Origin of the sequence: Pseudomonas sp. TWR1-1-4, assembly GCF_049897165.1 — a bacterium.
Lineage (GTDB): Bacteria > Pseudomonadota > Gammaproteobacteria > Pseudomonadales > Pseudomonadaceae > Aquipseudomonas > Aquipseudomonas canadensis.
On record NZ_JAFCVS010000005.1, the window covers coordinates 1 to 17990 of the forward strand.

General features: G+C 59.4%; 20 protein-coding genes. 9 read left to right on the forward strand and 11 right to left on the reverse strand.

The genetic code is table 11. The annotated features are described in order from the left end of the window. Positions 1–154: 154 nt before the first annotated feature. Entirely contained in the window at positions 155–1354 is a 1200-nt protein-coding gene (gene tyrS, locus ACP7C6_RS15755) for a tyrosine--tRNA ligase (RefSeq protein ID WP_016977905.1), read from the reverse strand. 208 nt (positions 1355–1562) lie between these two features. Between tyrS and ACP7C6_RS15760 the strand changes: the two genes are divergently transcribed. Together ACP7C6_RS15760 and ACP7C6_RS15765 are read left to right on the forward strand one after the other, a co-directional pair. Continuing rightward, positions 1563–2981 (forward strand): peptidoglycan DD-metalloendopeptidase family protein, encoded by a 1419-nt coding sequence (locus ACP7C6_RS15760; RefSeq protein WP_068933407.1) that lies wholly within the window; start codon positions 1563–1565, stop codon positions 2979–2981. Positions 2982–2984: 3 nt separating this feature from the next. Next, positions 2985–4076, forward strand: coding sequence for an anhydro-N-acetylmuramic acid kinase (locus ACP7C6_RS15765; RefSeq protein WP_426108970.1), 1092 nt, complete (start codon positions 2985–2987; stop codon positions 4074–4076). A 67-nt stretch (positions 4077–4143) separates the two neighbouring features. Here the strand turns inward: ACP7C6_RS15765 and erpA are convergent, their stop codons facing one another. Then, on the reverse strand, positions 4144–4494 hold the full coding sequence (erpA, locus tag ACP7C6_RS15770; protein WP_003176443.1) for an iron-sulfur cluster insertion protein ErpA: 351 nt from the start codon (positions 4492–4494) through the stop codon (positions 4144–4146). A gap of 164 nt (positions 4495–4658) precedes the next feature. Next, positions 4659–5693 carry an N-acetyl-gamma-glutamyl-phosphate reductase gene (gene argC, locus ACP7C6_RS15775; protein WP_010206935.1) on the reverse strand — a complete coding sequence of 345 codons (1035 nt, stop codon included), beginning with the start codon at positions 5691–5693 and terminating at the stop codon, positions 4659–4661. A 135-nt stretch (positions 5694–5828) separates the two neighbouring features. Between argC and hemJ the strand changes: the two genes are divergently transcribed. The 6 genes from hemJ to coq7 all read left to right on the forward strand — a co-directional run bounded on the left by hemJ (position 5829) and on the right by coq7 (position 10271). Then, positions 5829–6257 (forward strand): protoporphyrinogen oxidase HemJ, encoded by a 429-nt coding sequence (gene hemJ / locus ACP7C6_RS15780; protein ID WP_028618141.1) that lies wholly within the window; start codon positions 5829–5831, stop codon positions 6255–6257. Between the two features lie 24 nt (positions 6258–6281). Next, positions 6282–7244, forward strand: a complete 963-nt coding sequence (locus tag ACP7C6_RS15785) for an NAD(P)H-dependent flavin oxidoreductase (protein ID WP_025857066.1) — start codon at positions 6282–6284, stop codon at positions 7242–7244. A 69-nt stretch (positions 7245–7313) separates the two neighbouring features. Next, positions 7314–8270, forward strand: coding sequence for a DUF805 domain-containing protein (locus tag ACP7C6_RS15790; RefSeq protein ID WP_028618142.1), 957 nt, complete (start codon positions 7314–7316; stop codon positions 8268–8270). A gap of 63 nt (positions 8271–8333) precedes the next feature. Continuing rightward, the gene (locus ACP7C6_RS15795) at positions 8334–9122 is read left to right on the forward strand and encodes an SDR family NAD(P)-dependent oxidoreductase (RefSeq protein WP_016977897.1); all 789 of its coding nucleotides are present in this window, start codon (positions 8334–8336) and stop codon (positions 9120–9122) included. Positions 9123–9168: 46 nt separating this feature from the next. Continuing rightward, positions 9169–9507 (forward strand): histidine triad nucleotide-binding protein, encoded by a 339-nt coding sequence (locus ACP7C6_RS15800; RefSeq protein WP_122729401.1) that lies wholly within the window; start codon positions 9169–9171, stop codon positions 9505–9507. Positions 9508–9623: 116 nt separating this feature from the next. Beyond that, positions 9624–10271 carry a 2-polyprenyl-3-methyl-6-methoxy-1,4-benzoquinone monooxygenase gene (gene coq7, locus ACP7C6_RS15805; RefSeq protein ID WP_311893722.1) on the forward strand — a complete coding sequence of 216 codons (648 nt, stop codon included), beginning with the start codon at positions 9624–9626 and terminating at the stop codon, positions 10269–10271. A 64-nt stretch (positions 10272–10335) separates the two neighbouring features. Here coq7 and ACP7C6_RS15810 read toward each other — a convergent pair whose 3' ends face one another. Then, positions 10336–10758 carry an OsmC family protein gene (locus tag ACP7C6_RS15810; protein WP_323987905.1) on the reverse strand — a complete coding sequence of 141 codons (423 nt, stop codon included), beginning with the start codon at positions 10756–10758 and terminating at the stop codon, positions 10336–10338. Between the two features lie 247 nt (positions 10759–11005). On the opposite strand from ACP7C6_RS15810, the gene crp reads away from it, so the two are divergent. Beyond that, positions 11006–11650 carry a cAMP-activated global transcriptional regulator CRP gene (gene crp, locus ACP7C6_RS15815; RefSeq protein ID WP_028618143.1) on the forward strand — a complete coding sequence of 215 codons (645 nt, stop codon included), beginning with the start codon at positions 11006–11008 and terminating at the stop codon, positions 11648–11650. Here the strand turns inward: crp and ACP7C6_RS15820 are convergent. The 7 genes from ACP7C6_RS15820 to rpe form a co-directional block, all read right to left on the reverse strand. Further along, positions 11647–12342: a lipoate--protein ligase family protein gene (locus ACP7C6_RS15820; protein WP_426108971.1), complete on the reverse strand. Its 696-nt coding sequence runs from the start codon at positions 12340–12342 to the stop codon at positions 11647–11649. The genes crp and ACP7C6_RS15820 overlap by 4 nt on opposite strands. 72 nt (positions 12343–12414) lie before the next feature. Continuing rightward, on the reverse strand, positions 12415–13251 hold the full coding sequence (gene trpC / locus ACP7C6_RS15825) for an indole-3-glycerol phosphate synthase TrpC (RefSeq protein ID WP_028618145.1): 837 nt from the start codon (positions 13249–13251) through the stop codon (positions 12415–12417). Further along, positions 13248–14297 carry an anthranilate phosphoribosyltransferase gene (gene trpD / locus ACP7C6_RS15830; RefSeq protein WP_010206948.1) on the reverse strand — a complete coding sequence of 350 codons (1050 nt, stop codon included), beginning with the start codon at positions 14295–14297 and terminating at the stop codon, positions 13248–13250. The genes trpC and trpD overlap by 4 nt, the downstream gene beginning before the upstream one ends. A gap of 9 nt (positions 14298–14306) precedes the next feature. Then, a complete protein-coding gene (locus ACP7C6_RS15835; protein ID WP_236318464.1) occupies positions 14307–14900 on the reverse strand; it encodes an aminodeoxychorismate/anthranilate synthase component II in 594 nt (197 codons plus the stop codon). 9 nt (positions 14901–14909) lie between these two features. Further along, the gene (gene trpE, locus ACP7C6_RS15840; protein ID WP_028618147.1) at positions 14910–16391 is read right to left on the reverse strand and encodes an anthranilate synthase component I; all 1482 of its coding nucleotides are present in this window, start codon (positions 16389–16391) and stop codon (positions 14910–14912) included. A gap of 70 nt (positions 16392–16461) precedes the next feature. Then, positions 16462–17280 carry a phosphoglycolate phosphatase gene (locus ACP7C6_RS15845; RefSeq protein ID WP_028618148.1) on the reverse strand — a complete coding sequence of 273 codons (819 nt, stop codon included), beginning with the start codon at positions 17278–17280 and terminating at the stop codon, positions 16462–16464. After that, the gene (gene rpe / locus ACP7C6_RS15850) at positions 17277–17951 is read right to left on the reverse strand and encodes a ribulose-phosphate 3-epimerase (protein WP_028618149.1); all 675 of its coding nucleotides are present in this window, start codon (positions 17949–17951) and stop codon (positions 17277–17279) included. Before rpe ends, ACP7C6_RS15845 begins: the two co-directional genes overlap by 4 nt. Positions 17952–17990: the final 39 nt, after the last annotated feature.

Consider the following 17990-nt stretch of genomic DNA (forward strand, 5'->3'; position numbering starts at 1 on the left):
TTTTCAACTTCCTTTTGGCTTCGATGAACTGAAGCAACCTGCTGCCGAAACCTACATAACTCATTGTTTACCAAGGAGTTTTCCATTTCGACTGCGCCGGAAGTGGGGCGAATTATAGAGAGTTACAATTCGCCGTCAATACCTAATTTCAGTTTTATTCGGATTTGAGCGTAATACGCGCAAATGCCTTCTTTCCAGCCTGGCAAACGTGGGTAGCACCCAACTCGTATATAAAGGTGCGGTCCACAACCTCACCATCTATACGCACACCACCAGAACCCAGAAGGTCGCGCGCAACGGCCGAGTTCTTAACCAGACCCGCCTTATTAAGGACAGCCGCGATCGGCATCGCCTCGGCAGCAGACAGCTCAATCTCCGGCAGATCATCCGGCAGCTCGCCATCCTTCATGCGATTACCCGCAGCACGGTGAGCATTGGCAGCAGCCTCCTCACCATGGAAACGCGCAACAATCTCTTCAGCCAGCTTGATCTTCACGTCACGAGGATTGGCGCCTGCCTCTACATCAGCACGCAGCGCATTGATCTCATCCATCGAGCGGAAGCTCAACAACTCGAAGTAACGCCACATCAGCGCATCCGGAATGGAGACCAGCTTGCCGTACATCACACCCGGCGCTTCCTGGATGCCGACATAGTTGCCCAAGGACTTGGACATCTTCTTGACGCCATCCAACCCTTCGAGCAACGGCATGGTCAGAATACATTGAGCTTCCTGCCCATACGCACGCTGCAGTTCACGCCCCATCAACAGGTTGAATTTCTGGTCGGTGCCACCCAACTCAACGTCCGCACGCAAGGCTACCGAGTCATAGCCCTGAACCAGCGGATAGAGGAACTCATGAATAGCGATCGGCTGATTGGTGGAGTAGCGCTTGTCGAAGTCATCGCGCTCAAGCATCCGCGCAACGGTGTACTGAGAGGTCAGACGAATGAAGTCCGCCGGCCCCATCTGATCCATCCAGGTGGAGTTGAATGCCACTTCGGTCTTGGCCGGATCGAGAATCTTGAACACCTGGGTCTTGTAGGTCTCGGCATTGTCGAGCACCTGCTCACGCGTCAGCGGCGGGCGTGTCGCGCTCTTGCCACTCGGATCACCGATCATTCCGGTGAAGTCACCGATAAGGAAGATGACCTGATGCCCCAGCTCCTGGAACTGGCGCAGCTTATTAATAAGCACGGTATGACCCAGGTGCAGATCCGGCGCGGTCGGATCAAAGCCAGCCTTAATACGCAGGGGCTGGCCACGCTTGAGCTTTTCGATCAGCTCAGCTTCAACCAACAGTTCTTCCGCACCACGTTTTATCAGCGCTAGCTGCTCTTCAACCGACTTCATAACAGACCCGCAAGGCTCAGATTCAAAAGGGAACCAACCATACAAGATCAGGGACTAATTACAAGTTTTGCCCTGCGAACGGACACCGTTCAGCAAGCCCAGCGTTCGCGAGCTTGCGCCACAGATGATTTGGTTATATTTTATACAGTTATTTCATCTTCATCATGTCATTCATCTTTTCCATTTCATCTTCAAAGTCAAATTACCTATGACCACTGAACCGTCTAAAGCGCCGCCGCTTTACCCGAAGACCCACCTGCTCGCCGCAAGTGGTATCGCCGCACTTCTCAGCCTGGCACTCCTGGTATTCCCTTCCAGTGACGTAGAAGCCAAACGAACATCCCTGAGCCTTGACCTGGAAAGCCCCGCTGAACAACTGACACAAGATCAAGACGCTTCCGACGCGCAACAAGCCACAAATGCACCGACCGAATCGCCGTTCGCCCAGATAGAAAGCAGCCCCGAAGATACCCAGCAAGCCGCCCAAGAGCCGCCTGCACCGGTCGTCGACGCTGCCAAGAACCCACAACACCGCGAAGTGATCGTGGCCAAGGGCGACACATTGTCGACCCTGTTCGAGAAAGTCGGCCTCCCCGCTGCCACCGTCAATGAAGTACTGGCCAGCGACAAGCAAGCCAAGCAATTCACCCAGCTCAAACACGGCCAGAAACTTGAGTTCGAACTGACGCCTGACGGCCAACTGCACAACCTGCATAGCAATGTCAGCGACCTTGAAAGCATCACCCTGACCAAAGGCGCCAAGGGCTTTGCCTTTAACCGCATCACCACCAAACCAGTGATGCGCTCCGCCTACGTGCACGGCGTCATCAACAGCTCGCTGTCACAATCCGCAGCCCGCGCCGGCCTGTCCCACAGCATGACCATGGACATGGCCAGCGTGTTTGGCTACGACATCGACTTCGCTCAGGACATCCGGCAAGGCGACGAATTCGACGTGATCTACGAGCAGAAAGTCGCCAACGGCAAAGTCATCGGCACTGGCAATATCCTCTCGGCGCGTTTTACCAACCGCGGCAAAACCTACACCGCCGTGCGTTACACCAACAAACAAGGCAACAGCAGCTACTACACCGCCGACGGCAATAGCATGCGCAAGGCCTTCATCCGCACCCCAGTGGACTTCGCTCGTATTAGCTCGCGTTTCTCCATGGGTCGCAAGCATCCAATTCTGAACAAAATCCGCGCCCATAAAGGTGTGGACTATGCGGCCCCGCGTGGCACGCCAATCAAGGCTGCCGGCGACGGCAAGGTACTGCTGGCCGGTCGTCGCGGCGGTTACGGCAATACCGTGATCATCCAGCACGGCAACACCTACCGTACGCTATATGGCCACATGCAAGGTTTCGCCAAGGGCGTGCAAACTGGCGGTACCGTGAAGCAAGGCCAGGTGATCGGCTATATCGGCACTACCGGCCTGTCCACTGGCCCGCACTTGCACTATGAGTTCCAGGTCAATGGCGTCCACGTCGACCCACTGGGCCAGAAACTGCCGATGGCCGACCCGATCGCCAAGGCCGAGCGCGCCCGCTTCATGCAACAAAGCCAGCCGTTGATGGCGCGCATGGATCAAGAGCGCTCCACCCTGCTGGCTTCGGCGAAGCGTTAAGGTATGCCGCTCTATATAGGCGTGATGTCCGGGACCAGCCTCGACGGCCTGGACATTGCCTTGATCGAGCAAGACCCGGCGATCAAGTTGATCGCCACGCACTACATCCCAATGCCAGATACCCTGCGCGCCGAGCTGCTCGCTCTATGCGCCAGTGGGCCGGATGAAATTGCCCGCTCAGCCATCGCCCAGCAAAACTGGGTGAACCTCGCCGCACAAGGCATTCACGCTCTACTCGACCAGCAAAACCTCAAGCCGCAGGACATTCGTGCGGTTGGTAGCCATGGCCAGACCATCCGTCATGAGCCCGCCCGAGGCTTTACCGTACAAATCGGTAATCCGGCCTTGCTCACCGAGCTGACAAACATCACCGTGGTCAGCGATTTCCGCAGCCGCGATGTGGCCGCCGGTGGCCAGGGCGCCCCGCTGGTGCCCGCCTTCCACGAAGCGTTGTTTGGCGAGCGCACTGGTAACCGTGCCGTATTGAATGTCGGAGGTTTCAGCAACCTCAGCCTTATCGAGACCGGTAAGCCTGTAGCCGGCTTCGACTGCGGCCCGGGCAACGTCCTACTGGATGCGTGGATTCACCAACAACGCGGCGAACACTTTGATCGCGATGGTCAGTGGGCAGCCAGCGGCAAGGTCGAGCCTCAGTTGCTCAATGCCCTGCTCAGCGACCCCTTCTTCGTGACCAAAGGCCCCAAGAGCACTGGGCGCGAAGTGTTCAACCTGGAATGGCTGCGCCAACACCTTGCCCGCTTGCCTGCATTTGAGCCTCAGAATGTGCAGGCAACGCTGCTTGAGCTGACCGCCCTGACGATCGTTGAGTCCCTACAGTCGGCCCAATCCCAGACAGAAACATTGCTGGTATGTGGCGGCGGCGCTCACAACGCCACGCTGATGAACCGTCTGGCCACCCTACTTCCGTCAACTCACGTCAGCAGCACCGCTACCTACGGGGTGGATCCCGACTGGGTCGAAGCCATGGCCTTCGCCTGGCTGGCCCACTGCTGCCTCGAAGGCATTGCCGCCAACCGCCCGAGCGTCACCGGCGCACGCGGGCTTCGGGTACTGGGCGCGATCTACCCCGCCTAAAATATCCGGACAGCAAAACGCCGCTTGGCCTATCACAGCCAAGCGGCGTTTTTGTATACGCTACAGATTAGATCGAGAACGAAGACCCGCAACCACAGGTCGTGGTGGCATTAGGGTTCTTGATCACGAAACGCGAACCCTCCAGACCTTCCTGGTAATCCACCTCGGCACCTGCCAGGTATTGGAAGCTCATCGGATCCACGACCAGGCTCACGCCCTCGCGCTCAACGATGGTGTCATCATCGGCCACATCTTCATCGAAGGTAAAACCGTACTGAAACCCTGAACAACCGCCGCCCGTAACGAATACGCGCAGCTTCAAGCGATCATTACCCTCTTCATCGACCAGGCTCTTCACCTTGTGCGCAGCACCGTGGGTGAATTGCAAAGCCGTGGGGGTGAAGGATTCAACGCTCATGCTGATAATCTCCCGGCGTACCGCCGCCATATGCGTAATGACGGCATTATCCGCTTCTCCTAGAAAAGCGGTCAACTATTGTTACGGTATATCAATCTGCGCTGCTGCCATTAAAAACACAAAAGGCCCGATCAACGGGCCTTTTGCTTAACAGCCAGGAAGCCTTAAGGCAGCATGCCCGCGTGGGACAAGCCGAGCTTCTCATCCAGGCCAAACAGGATGTTCATGTTCTGCACAGCCTGGCCAGACGCACCCTTGACCAAGTTATCAATCACCGACAACACCACGACCAAGTCGCCATCCTGAGGACGGTGTACGGCAATCCGGCACACGTTGGCACCACGTACGCTGCGGGTTTCCGGGTGGCTGCCAGCTGGCATCACATCGACGAACGGTTCGTTGGCATAACGTTTTTCGAACAGCGCCTGCAGGTCTACCGAACGGTCAACCACAGTGGCATACAGTGTGGAGTGAATGCCGCGAATCATCGGCGTCAGATGAGGCACGAAGGTCAGGCCCACATCTTTACCCGCCGCACGACGCAAGCCTTGGCGGATTTCCGGCAAGTGACGGTGACCTTTCACCGCATAGGCCTTCATGCTTTCCGACGTCTCGGAGTACAGCGAACCAACCGCCGCCCCACGACCGGCACCACTGACACCTGACTTGCAGTCAGCGATCAAACGCGAAGCGTCCGCCAGCCCGGCTTCCAGCAAAGGCAGGAAACCCAATTGAGTAGCAGTCGGGTAGCAACCCGGCACCGCGATCAGGCGCGCTTGCTTGATCTGCTCACGATTGACTTCCGGCAGGCCGTACACCGCCTCTTCCAACAGCTCCGGCGCACCGTGAGGCTGACCGTACCACTTGGCCCACTCGTCAGCGTCCTGCAGACGGAAATCCGCCGACAAATCGATCACCTTGGTACCCGCCGCCAGCAGTTCACCGGCCAATGCGTGGGCAACACCGTGCGGGGTAGCGAAGAACACCACGTCGCAGGCGCCCAGGGTCTTGATGTCCGGAACGCTGAACGCCAGGCCGTCGTAGTGGCCTCGCAGGTTCGGGTACATATCGGCCACGGCCAGCCCGGCCTCGGATCGGGAAGTGATGACCACCACCTCAGCTTGCGGATGCTGTGCCAACAGACGCAGCAATTCGACCCCGGTGTAACCCGTGCCGCCGACGATACCGACCTTGACCATAAACCTGCCCTCAACGAACCCACTGGAAAGCCGTCGATAATAGGGGCCGTATCGTCCTGCGACAACCGTCAACGTGACGTACGGGCGCATGAGCCACTACTATCTCGGCTACCGTGAACCTGGGAATAACTAAAAATGCTTTATCTATGGGTCAAAGCCTTTCATATCGTCAGCATTGTCTGCTGGTTTGCCGGGCTGTTTTACCTGCCCCGCCTGTTCGTTTACCACGCGCAGAGCGACGACACTGTCAGTAAAGAACGTTTCAGCGTCATGGAGCGCAAGCTGTACCGCGGCATCATGGGGCCGGCAATGGTTGCCGCGCTGATCTTCGGCGGTTGGCTGATCTACCTGAACCCGAGCATCTTTCACTCGGGCGGTTGGATTCACGCCAAGCTGACGCTGGTCGTACTGCTTATTGGCTACCACCACATGTGCGGCGCACAGGTAAAACGTTTTGCGCGTGGCGAAAACACCCGCAGCCATGTCTTTTATCGCTGGTTCAATGAAGTGCCCGTTCTGATATTGCTGGCTATCGTAATTTTGGTCGTGGTCAAACCGTTCTAACTTCAATTACTCGGGGTACCTCCAATGTCATTGCCCGCTCTGCTTGAACAACGCCTGCGCCTGCCCGTCGTGGCGGCGCCGATGTTCCTGATTTCCAACCCGCAACTGGTCCTGGCGTGCTGCCGCAATGGGGTGGTCGGGAGTTTCCCGGCGCTCAACCAACGTGAAAGCAGTGGGTTCAAGGCCTGGCTGGAGGAAATCGAAGCGGGCCTGGCCCAGTTGGACAATCCCGCGCCTTACGCCGTCAACCTGATCGTACACAACAGCAACCCAAGGCTCGAGGCGGATCTGGCGATCTGCGTCGAGCACAAAGTGCCGATCGTCATCACCAGCCTGGGCGCCGTGAAGGAGTTGGTAGACGCCGTACACAGCTACGGTGGTCTGGTGTTCCATGACGTCACCACCCGACGTCATGCCGAGAAGGCTGCCGAAGCCGGCGTAGATGGCCTGATTGCCGTCGCGGCCGGTGCTGGCGGCCATGCCGGCACCTGGAGCCCTTTCTCGCTGATTGCCGAGATTCGCCAGTTCTTCGACAAGACCCTGCTGCTGGCCGGCTGCCTCAACCACGGGCACGAGATTCTCGCCGCCCAGTTGCTCGGTGCAGACCTGGCCTACTTCGGCACACGTTTTATCGGCACCACCGAAAGTCACGCCCCGGATGCTTATAAAGAGATGCTGCTCACATCGCGCGCGGCCGACATCGTGCACACTCCCGCTGTCTCCGGCGTACCCGCCAGCTTTATGCGCCAGAGCCTGGAAAACGCCGGTTTCGACCTCGCCGCCTTGCAAGGCAAAGGCGAAGTCAACTTCGGTTCCAAGCTCAAGCCGTTGAGCGACGAGGCCAAGGCATGGAAGACTGTATGGTCCGCCGGCCAAGGTGTCGGTGAGATTGATGATTTGCCCAGCGTCGATGAACTGGTTGCCCGTCTGGATGCCGAATACCGCAAGGCCCGTGAACAGGCAGCTCAATTGCGCTGGCCGCGCTGACCCACCGCATGGCCTGCTGCTTGAGCCGGCCTGCACTACCTCCCTGAATCAAGTGACAAGGAAGCCCGCATGAGCGACAACCGTTTCAAGATTGTGTTTGATGGAGCCCTGCTCCCGGGTGTCGAAAGCACCACGGCCAAGCTGAACCTGGCCGAGCTGTTCAAGAGTGACGTCGAAGCCATCGAGAAGCTCTTCACCGGTCGCCCTGTCGCACTCAAACGTGACCTGTCGCGCCCGGATGCGGAAACCTACCTCACCGCACTGAAAAACGCCGGTGTCGATGCGCGCATTGAGCCCGAACAGCCTGTGGCCTTCAGCCTGGCTGAAACTCACGAGACAGACTCTGGCAGTTTCTCGCGCCCTGCGGCCTCACCGTATGCACCACCGCGCTCCGCCGTGGGTGATGACCTGCCGGAGTACGCCACCCTCAAGGTGTTCACTATCCACGGACGCATCGGTCGTCTGCGTTATCTCGCCTGGACCCTGGTGTTAACCCTGGCACTGTTGGTTGCCGGCGGCATCATCAGCACCGTCAGCTTTGCCGTTGCCACCGCTTCGCCGACTGCTGGCACCATCCTCGGCGTATTGCTGGGCCTCGCATTGTTTGTTGCGCTGGTCTGGGTCAGTGTACAAATCGGTGTGCAGCGCCTGCACGACCTGGGTTGGTCGGGCTGGTTGTACTTCCTCAACCTGGTTCCGCTGGTGAACAGCGTCTTCCCGATCCTGCTGCTGGTATTGCCAGGTAATGCAGGCGCCAACCAGTACGGCGCGCCACCACCACGCAACTCCACGGCGGTAAAAGTCCTGGCCACCCTGTGGCTGGCGTTTATCCCGGTCATGCTTGCCATCGTGGTGACCCTGGGCATGAACGGTTACCTGAACCAGCTCGAAGCCAACATGGACAGCAGCTACGAAAGCAGCTCCATCACCTCCGATGAAGATGCCGACCAAGCCGCGACCGTCGAAGAAGACGAAGCACAGAGTGCTGACGAAGCGGGCGAACCTGTAGACTCTCCAGAACAGTGAAGAAACGCCCCCGGCCTGTGATGCCTTTGTCACAGGCGCGGCGGCGTTGCGATGGAGAAAGGCATGACCCGTTACGCTCTGATCACCGGCGCCTCCAGCGGCATTGGCCTGGCCATGGCCGAAGCCTTGGCCCGTCGCGGCCGCAGCTTGATTCTGGTGGCCCGCCAGCGTGATCAGTTGGAAAGCATTGCAATCGAATTGACCCAACGGTTTGGTGTCGAGGTGCTGTTCCGAGCCTGCGACCTGGGCGAGCCGTTGCGCTTGTCCGGGTTCCTGCTGGAGCTTGAAGAAGGCGAGCGGCAGATCGACCTGCTGGTGAACTGCGCCGGCATCGGCACCAGCGGGCCATTCCTGGCCCAGGACTGGATGACCGAACAAGACCTCATGGAGGTCAACATCCTCGCCCTGACCCGTATGTGCCACGCGCTCGGTAACACCATGGCGCTGCACGGCGGCGGGCAGATTCTCAATGTAGCGTCCATCGCGGCGTTCCAGCCCGGCCCGTGGATGAGCACTTATTACGCCAGCAAGGCCTATGTACTGCATTTCTCCGAAGGCCTGCGCGAAGAACTGAAAACCTGCGGCATCAAGGTTTCGGTGCTCTGCCCCGGCCCGACACGCACCGCGTTCTTCGGCACCGCGCAGATGGACACCGCCAAGCTCGACCGCAGCCAACAGCTGATGAGCCCCGAGGAAGTGGCGCTCTATACCGTGCGGGCCCTGGAAAAGAACAAAGCCATCATCATCCCCGGCCGTCGCAACCGCTGGATTGCCTTCAGCCCGCGTTTCAGCCCACGCTGGCTGACCCGCAAGATTGCCGGCGCCATCAACAAGGCCTATTGCCCACGTTGATTGGCTGAGTACACTCACCTTGCACATTCATAATGGAGAAACAGCTGTGGATACTCTGTTCACCAAGATCATCAACAGAGAAATACCCGCGAAGATTATCTACGAGGATGACCAGGTCCTGGCCTTCCACGATATTGCACCGCAGGCACCCGTGCACTTTCTAGTCATTCCGAAGAAACCTATCCGCACGTTGAATGACCTGACTGAAGACGACAAAACCCTCGCTGGCCATATCCTGTTCATCGCCCAGCGCCTGGCCGTTGAGCAAGGCTGCGAGAAAGGTTTTCGTGTGGTGATGAACTGCAATGAAGAAGGCGGGCAGACCGTTTATCACATCCATATGCATGTGCTGGGTCAGCGCCAGATGAACTGGCCGCCGGGCTGATCAGCCTTTCAGCAAAGGTCGCAGCCCAGGCTGCGACCCCATGCCCTTGATGCAGCGCAAACGCTTCCCCCTCTCTTGCGGTAAACTGGCCGCCGAGATTCTTCCCGGAGGTCAGCATGACTACCCAACGTCACTACTCGCCGATTGACCGTCTGTTGCTGCAAGCCGATATGGCCATGCGCACGCTGCTGCCGTTCAGCGGCCAGCCGTATCGCCCTTCGCCCGCGATCGTGCAGCCCGACGCCCAGATGAGCGAGACCCAGACCCGCCACGTTGCCGGCCTGATGCGTATCAATCATACCGGCGAAGTCTGCGCCCAGGCGCTGTACCAGGGCCAGGCCTTGACCGCCAAGCTGCCGCAGGTCCGTGCCGCCATGGAACATGCCGCCGAGGAAGAAATCGACCACCTGGCCTGGTGCGAGCAACGCATTCGCCAATTGGGCAGTCACCCGAGTGTGCTGAACCCTTTGTTTTACGGCTTGTCGTTCGGAATTGGCGCCGCTGCCGGCCTGATCAGCGACAAAGTCAGCCTGGGTTTTGTCGCCGCGACTGAGCACCAAGTGTGCAAACACCTGGATGAGCATCTGGAACAACTGCCAGCCGAGGACGAAAAGTCCCGGGCGATTCTTGAGCAGATGCGCATCGATGAAGAACACCACGCGGAAAGCGCGCTGGATGCGGGCGGTTTCCGGTTTCCGGCGCCGGTGCGGTTCGGCATGAGTCTCTTGGCCAAAGTCATGACCAAAAGCACCTATAGAATTTGAATGCATCAAACCGAAAAAAGGGCGCTATCACAGCGCCCTTTCTTTTTGCCCGCCGATTGAGTGATCAACCCAACTCGATGATTTCGTAATCGTGGGTGATGGCCACACCGGCCGCGCCGAGCATGATCGACGCCGAGCAATACTTCTCGGCCGACAGCTCGATAGCACGCTTGACCTGGGCTTCTTTCAGCGCCCGGCCCTTCACCACGAAATGCATGTGGATTTTGGTGAATACCTTGGGGTCTTCAGTGGCACGCTCGGCTGCCAGGAAGGCTTCGCAGCTTTCCACGGCCTGGCGGGATTTCTTCAGGATGCTGACCACGTCGAAATTGCTGCAACCGCCTACGCCCAGCAGGAGCATTTCCATCGGGCGTACGCCCAGGTTACGGCCACCGGCTTCCGGCGGGCCATCCATGACCACCACATGGCCACTGCCCGACTCACCGAGGAACATGGCTTCGCCCGCCCATTGGATGCGTGCCTTCATCGCCCAGACTCCACTGCTAAAAAAGGGTCGCCAGCTTAGCACAGGGCCCGCCTGCGTCAGCGTTTGCAACAAAAGCGATCAATAGCAGGCTTTGCGCGGAAAATTGGCTAATCGAGTCAGAATGTGTCTGTTAAGCTGACGCCAAATCGATGGCGTAATGCCACCCTTTATACAGCGCGTATCAGTGCCGATACCCGATGAATACAACAACTCAAACTATTTAGCGCAGTCTTTTCGGGATACAACCATGGTTGCCCTTACTCCCATACCCAAAATCAAGAATCTCGACAAACTGTTGATGCATTGCCAGCGCCGCCGCTACCCGGCCAAGCACAACATCATCTGCGCCGGCGAACGCTCCGAAACGCTGTTCTTCATTATCAAAGGCTCGGTCACCATCCTGATCGAGGATGAAGACGGCCGCGAAATGATCATCGCCTACCTGAACACCGGGGATTTTTTTGGGGAGTTGGGGCTGTTCGAACAAGCCGGCAAGGAACAGGAACGCAGCGCCTGGGTGCGCGCCAAGGTCGAATGCGACGTGGCCGAGATCAGCTACGCCAAGTTCCGCGAACTGGCCCAATACGATCCCGACATTCTTTACGCACTGAGCGGCCAGATTGCCCAGCGTCTGCGCGACACCACGCGCAAGGTCGGCGACCTGGCCTTCTTTGACGTCACCGGCCGAGTCGCGCGCTGCCTGCTGGACCTGTGCAAGCAACCCGACGCCATGACGCACCCCGACGGCATGCAGATCAAGGTCACGCGCCAGGAAATCGGGCGGATTGTCGGCTGTTCACGGGAGATGGTCGGTCGGGTACTCAAGGACCTGGAAGAACGCAACCTGGTACACGTCAAAGGCAAGACGATGGTGGTGTTCGGTACCCGCTAAACCGACAGGAAGCTGGCCAGCATTTGACGGTACAGGGCGTCCAGCCGGCTGAGCGCATTCGGTGCCGGGAAGACTTCGTGCAGGGCAATATGGCTGTCGGCACGCACCCGCTGGTCGAGGCCGCAAGCTTCATTGAAGCGATTGACCGCCGCGATCAGTTCTTCGCGATCGTTCTCCAGCAACAGCGCACCGTGCACCAAGCCCACCGGGCGGCCATCACTTTGCCGCCAGCGCTGGGCCGTGCCGACCATTTTGCGACCATTGAGGTTAACGTTGTAGCGACCGTCGCAAAACGCACCGTCGATTTCACCAACGGACGCATCGCCTCCCAACTCGATCAGCAAGTCGCAGATCGGTTGGCATAAACGCAAATAACCGGTTTCGATACGGTTCTGGTCGCCTTCACTGCGCGGCGGAGCATAGACCAGGGCGATGTTGACCGTCGCATTCGACTGCGGCACCGGTTCTCCACCGGTTTCGCGCAACAATACCGGCCAACCGGCATCCGCGGAAACCTGGCTGGCGGTCTCAAATGCCGGCAAGCGGCTCAAACGACGTGGCATGACCAAGGCTTGGTCGCTGGGTTGCCAGAACAGCAAGCCGAACTCTTGTTCGCCAGCGCAAACAGCCGCCAACAAGGCTTGCTCGGCGGCAAGACCGGCTTCAACAGTCATCGCTTGCGGCTTAACCATCAACACCTACCTCTCTGAATGAACACCGCTCCCACATTTAGACTGCATCCCAAATGATGGCAGGGTTTCAAATCAATCCAGTGTCGAACCGCTAACCGCCACACCACGCTCCGGGAAGAACAGGCGCTGCAACTCAGCTCCCGGGTTCTCGGCACGCATGAAGGTCTCGCCCACCAGGAACGAATACACGCCACTGATCTCCATCAGCTCCACATCGGCACGGTTGACGATGCCACTCTCGGTAATCACCAAACGGTCGCGCGGAATACGCGGCAGCAGGTCGAGGGTGTTTTCCAGGCTGACTTCGAAGGTGTGCAGGTTACGGTTGTTGACCCCCACCAGCGGTGTGTCGAGGGTTTTCAGGGCGCGTTCCAGTTCGTCACCGTCGTGCACTTCCACCAGCACATCCAGGCCGACGCTTTTGGCCACGGCCGCCAGCTCGGCCATCTTCACGTCATCCAGGGCGGAGACGATCAACAGCACACAGTCGGCGCCCAGGGCACGAGCTTCGACAATCTGATACGGGTCGACCATGAAATCCTTGCGGATCACCGGCAACTTGCACGCGGCGCGGGCGTGCTGCAGGAACAGGTCGGAACCCTGGAAGTAGTCGATATCGGTCAGTACGGACAGGCAGGTCGCCCCGCCCTTCTCGTAGCTCTTGGCGATCTCTTCAGGAATGAAGATCTCACGAATCACGCCCTTGCTCGGCGAAGCTTTCTTGATTTCAGCAATGACGGCGGGCTGCTTGAGCTTGGCCTGGGCGATCAGCGCATTGGCAAAGCCACGCGGCGCATCGGCGATCTTCGCCTGGGCTTCCAGCTCGGCCAGGCTCACGCGGGCACGGCGCTCAGCCACTTCTTCAGCCTTGCGGGCCAGGATCTTTTCCAGAACGGTCGGCACACTCATCCTTCATTCTCCATCTTGAATACCGCGGTGAATGCTCCCAGCTCTTCGAGCTTCTCGCGAGCCAGACCGGTGTGCAGCGCATCGTGGGCCAAGGCAACACCTTCTTTAAGACTGTAGGCGTGGTCCGCCGCATACAGCGCAGCACCCGCATTCAACACTATCATCTCGGCAGCTTTTTGACCGTTCTCGGTCTTGCGACGCCCCAGGGCATCGCGAATCAACTCCAGGGAGGCCGCCGGGCTTTCCACCGCCAGGCCGTGCAGGCTCTGGCTCTTCATGCCCAGGTCTTCCGGCTCGACCCAATACTCGGTGACCTGGTCATTTTTCAGCTCTGCCACGAAAGTCGGTGCCGCCAGGCTGAATTCGTCCAGGCCGTCCTTGGAATGCACCACCAACACATGCTTGCTGCCCAGGCGTTGCAGTACTTCGGCCAATGGCCGGCACAGCGCCTGGCTGAACACACCCACCACCTGGTGTTTCACACCGGCCGGATTCGTAAGCGGGCCGAGCATGTTGAACAAGGTGCGCAGGCCGAGGTCCTTGCGCGGGCCAGCGGCGTGCTTCATCGCACCATGATGGGATTGGGCAAACATGAAGCCGATGCCGACGCTGTCGATGCAACGCGCCACTTGTACCGGCGTCAGGTTCAGGTAGATCCCGGCCGCCTCCAGCAGGTCGGCGCTGCCGCTCTTGCCGGACACTGCGCGGTTACCGTGCTTGGCCACGGTGCAACCCGCCGCCGCGACCACAAACGAAGAAGCCGTCGACACGTTGAAGATGTTCGCACCATCACCGCCAGTACCGACCACATCGACCACGCCGTCGAGGGTCTTGAGCTCGACCTTGTCCGCCAACTCGCGCATCACCGATACGGCGCCGACAATCTCGTCGATGCTTTCGCTCTTCATGCGCATAGCCATCATGAACGCGCCAATCTGCGCGTCGGTGCATTGACCGGTCATGATTTCGCGCATCACATCGCTCATTTCAGCGGTGCTCAGGTCCAGGTGGCCGACGATACGGCTCAGGGCAGTCTTGATATCCATGGAAAGTCCTTAGCGCGTGCCGCCGCTCTGCTTGAGAAAGTTGGCGAACAGCTCGTAGCCCTGCTCGGTCAGGATCGATTCAGGGTGGAATTGCACCCCTTCGACATTCAGTGTCTTGTGGCGCAGGCCCATGATTTCATCGACCGAGCCGTCTTCAAGTTGGGTCCAGGCGGTCAGCTCCAGGCATTCCGGCAGGGTTTCGCGCTTGACCACCAACGAGTGGTAGCGGGTCACCGTCACCGGCAAGTTGAGGCCATGAAACACGCCTGCATCTTTATGGAACACCGGGCTGGTCTTGCCGTGCATCACCTGTCGCGCGCGCACCACGTCACCGCCAAAGGCCTGGCCGATGGACTGATGGCCCAGGCACACGCCCAGAATCGGCAATTTGCCGGCGAAATACTGGATCGCCTCCAGGGAGATGCCCGCCTCGGTCGGCGTGCACGGGCCTGGCGAAACCACGATGCGCTCCGGGTTCAGGGCAGCGATCTCGGCCACGGTCATTTCGTCGTTGCGCACCACCTTGACTTCGGCACCCAGCTCGCCCAGATATTGCACAACGTTGTAGGTAAAGGAATCGTAGTTATCAATCATCAGCAACATGGGGAAACCTCAGGAATTGGGGGTCTGTTCAGCCAGCGCAACGGCGCGGAACATCGCGCGGCGCTTGTTCAAGGTTTCTTCCCATTCGAGGGCCGGCACCGAGTCGGCGACGATCCCGCCACCGGCCTGCACGTGCAGCTCCCCGTCCTTGATCACGGCCGTGCGGATCGCAATGGCCGTGTCCATGTTGCCGTTCCAGGCGAAATAACCCACGGCGCCGCCATACACACCGCGCTTGACCGGCTCCAGTTCGTCGATGATTTCCATCGCGCGGATCTTCGGCGCACCCGACAAGGTGCCCGCCGGCAGAATCGCGCGCAGTGCGTCCATCGCCGTCAGGCCGGCTTTCAGCTCGCCGGTGACGTTGGACACAATGTGCATCACATTCGAATAACGCTCGATGACCATCTTCTCGGTGAGCTTCACCGAACCGATTTCCGAGACACGCCCGGTGTCGTTGCGGCCCAGGTCGATGAGCATCAGGTGCTCGGCGATTTCCTTGTCGTCGCTCAACAGGTCTTCTTCGAGCGCCAGGTCGGCCTCTTCGGTCGCACCGCGTGGGCGGGTGCCGGCAATCGGGCGCACGGTGATCAGGTTGTCTTCGACACGCACCAGCACTTCCGGCGAACTGCCCACCACGTGGAAGTCGCCAAAGTTGAAGAAGTACATGTACGGCGTGGGGTTGAAGCAACGCAGCGCGCGGTACAGATCGATCGGCGCGGCCTTGAAATCGATGGACATACGCTGCGACGGCACCACCTGCATGCAGTCACCCGCGAGGATGTATTCCTTGATGGTATCGACGGCGCGCTCGTAGTCATCCTGGGTAAAGCTTGAACGAAAGATCGGATCCGCCGCCGGCGGACGGCTGAGGTCCAGGCCGCGACGCGGGGTGATCGGCTGGCGCAGTTTTTCCAACAGGGCTTCGAGGCTGGCGCGGCCTTGCTCGAACGCGTCCTCCTGGGATGGATCGGCGAGTACGATCGCGTGCATCTTGCCGGCAAGGTTATCGAACACCACCACGGCATCGGAAACCATCAGCAGAATGTCCGGCACGCCCAGCGGATCCGGGTTCGGGCATTTGCCCAAGCGTTTTTCCACATAACGCACGCAGTCATAACCGAAGTAACCCACCAGGCCGCCATTGAAACGCGGCAGGCCAGCAATGGTCGGCACGTTGTAGCGCGCCTTGAACGCTTCGACGAACGCCAGCGGATCTTCTACGTCGTGACTTTCGATCTCGACGCCATCATGGGTAATGCTCACATGATGGTCGTGTACCCGCAGCACCGTACGGCACGGCAGGCCGATGATCGAGTAACGCCCCCACTTCTCGCCGCCCTGTACGGACTCGAGCAGGTAGGAGTTAGGCTCGTCGGCCAGTTTCAGATAGATCGACAGCGGCGTGTCGAAGTCGGCCAGGGTTTCGCAGGCCAGGGGGATGCGGTTATAGCCGGCAGCGGCCAAACGCAGGAATTCTTCGCGGGTCATGATATGCCTCGTGGCTTGAGGGTCTAACAGTCAGGTATGCAAACGCGCCGCAGAGTGCGGCCAGGATCAGTCAGGCGCGCCAACGCCAGCGGGCCAGGGCCTTGATGACTTTCATCCAGAGTTTGCGAGTGACCACCACGATGGAATTTCCAGAAGGGGACGGATCGGTATCGGGCAACGTTATCTCAGCGCCAGCTCCCAAGCAACCGGGGATTAACAGGCGCAGGTCATCAATCACCAGTGAAGGCGACTCTTCGGCGATCGGCCGACCATGGTTATAGCCGTAGCTGAGGGCCACGCACTGCACGCCCGCGGCCTTTGCCGCCAGCACATCACTGCGTGAATCGCCGACAAACAACGACTGCGAGGCCGGGATATTGGCCATTTTCATCACGAAAAACAGCGCCGCCGGGTCGGGTTTTTTCTGCGGCAGGGTATCGCCACCGATGATCCAGCGGAAATACCGGCCGATTTTCATCTGGTCCAACAATGGCGCGACGAAGCGCTCCGGCTTGTTGGTGATCAGGGCCATTTCCACGCCCTGCTTGCTCAGCCACTTGAGGGTGTCGCGCACGCCGGGGTAGACCACGGTCAGTTCATGGCCGTCTTCATAGGCGGCGTTGAACAGCTCCAGGGCGTGCTCGGCCTCGACTTCATCGACACCTTCAGCATCGATGTTGTTGGCCAAGGCCCGGCGCACCAGCATCTGCACGCCGTTGCCGACCCATTCGCGCACCGACTCGATCCCGGCCGGCTTGCGCCCCAGCTTGAGCAGCATTTCGTCCACCGCCGCCGCCAGGTCGGGCACCGAGTCGATCAAGGTGCCGTCCAGATCGAACATCACCAGCCGTGGCAATTTGCCGGGGAACAGCTGCTCAAAGCCGCTCATGGACGCGCCAGCGCCAGCTCGGCACGCATCTTGTCGATGACTTCCTGGTAGTCCGGCGCGTTGAAGATCGCCGAGCCGGCCACAAAGGTGTCGGCACCAGCGGCGGCGATTTCACGGATATTGTTGACGTTGACCCCACCGTCGATTTCCAGGCGGATATCGCGGCCGGAGGCATCGATCAGCGCACGGGCTTCACGCAGCTTGTTCAGCGTGCCCGGGATGAACTTCTGGCCGCCGAAGCCCGGGTTGACGCTCATCAGCAGGATCATGTCGACCTTGTCCATCACGTACTCAAGCACGCTCAACGGAGTGGCCGGGTTGAACACCAGGCCCGCCTTGCAACCACCTTCGTGGATCAGTTGCAGGGTGCGATCGACGTGCAGCGAGGCTTCCGGGTGGAAGGTGATGTAGGTGGCGCCGGCGTCGACGAAGTCGCCGATGATGCGATCCACCGGGCTGACCATCAGGTGTGCATCGATCGGCGCAGTGATGCCGTACTTGCGCAGCGCGGCGCAGACCATCGGGCCGATGGTCAGGTTGGGTACGTAGTGGTTGTCCATGACGTCGAAGTGCACGAAGTCGGCACCGGCGGCCAATACCTTGTCCACTTCCTCACCCAGGCGGGCAAAGTCGGCGGAGAGAATCGATGGAGCAATGACGAAGGGCTGCATGACGCACCTTTTTTGAGCTAAATCACGATGGCGCGCATT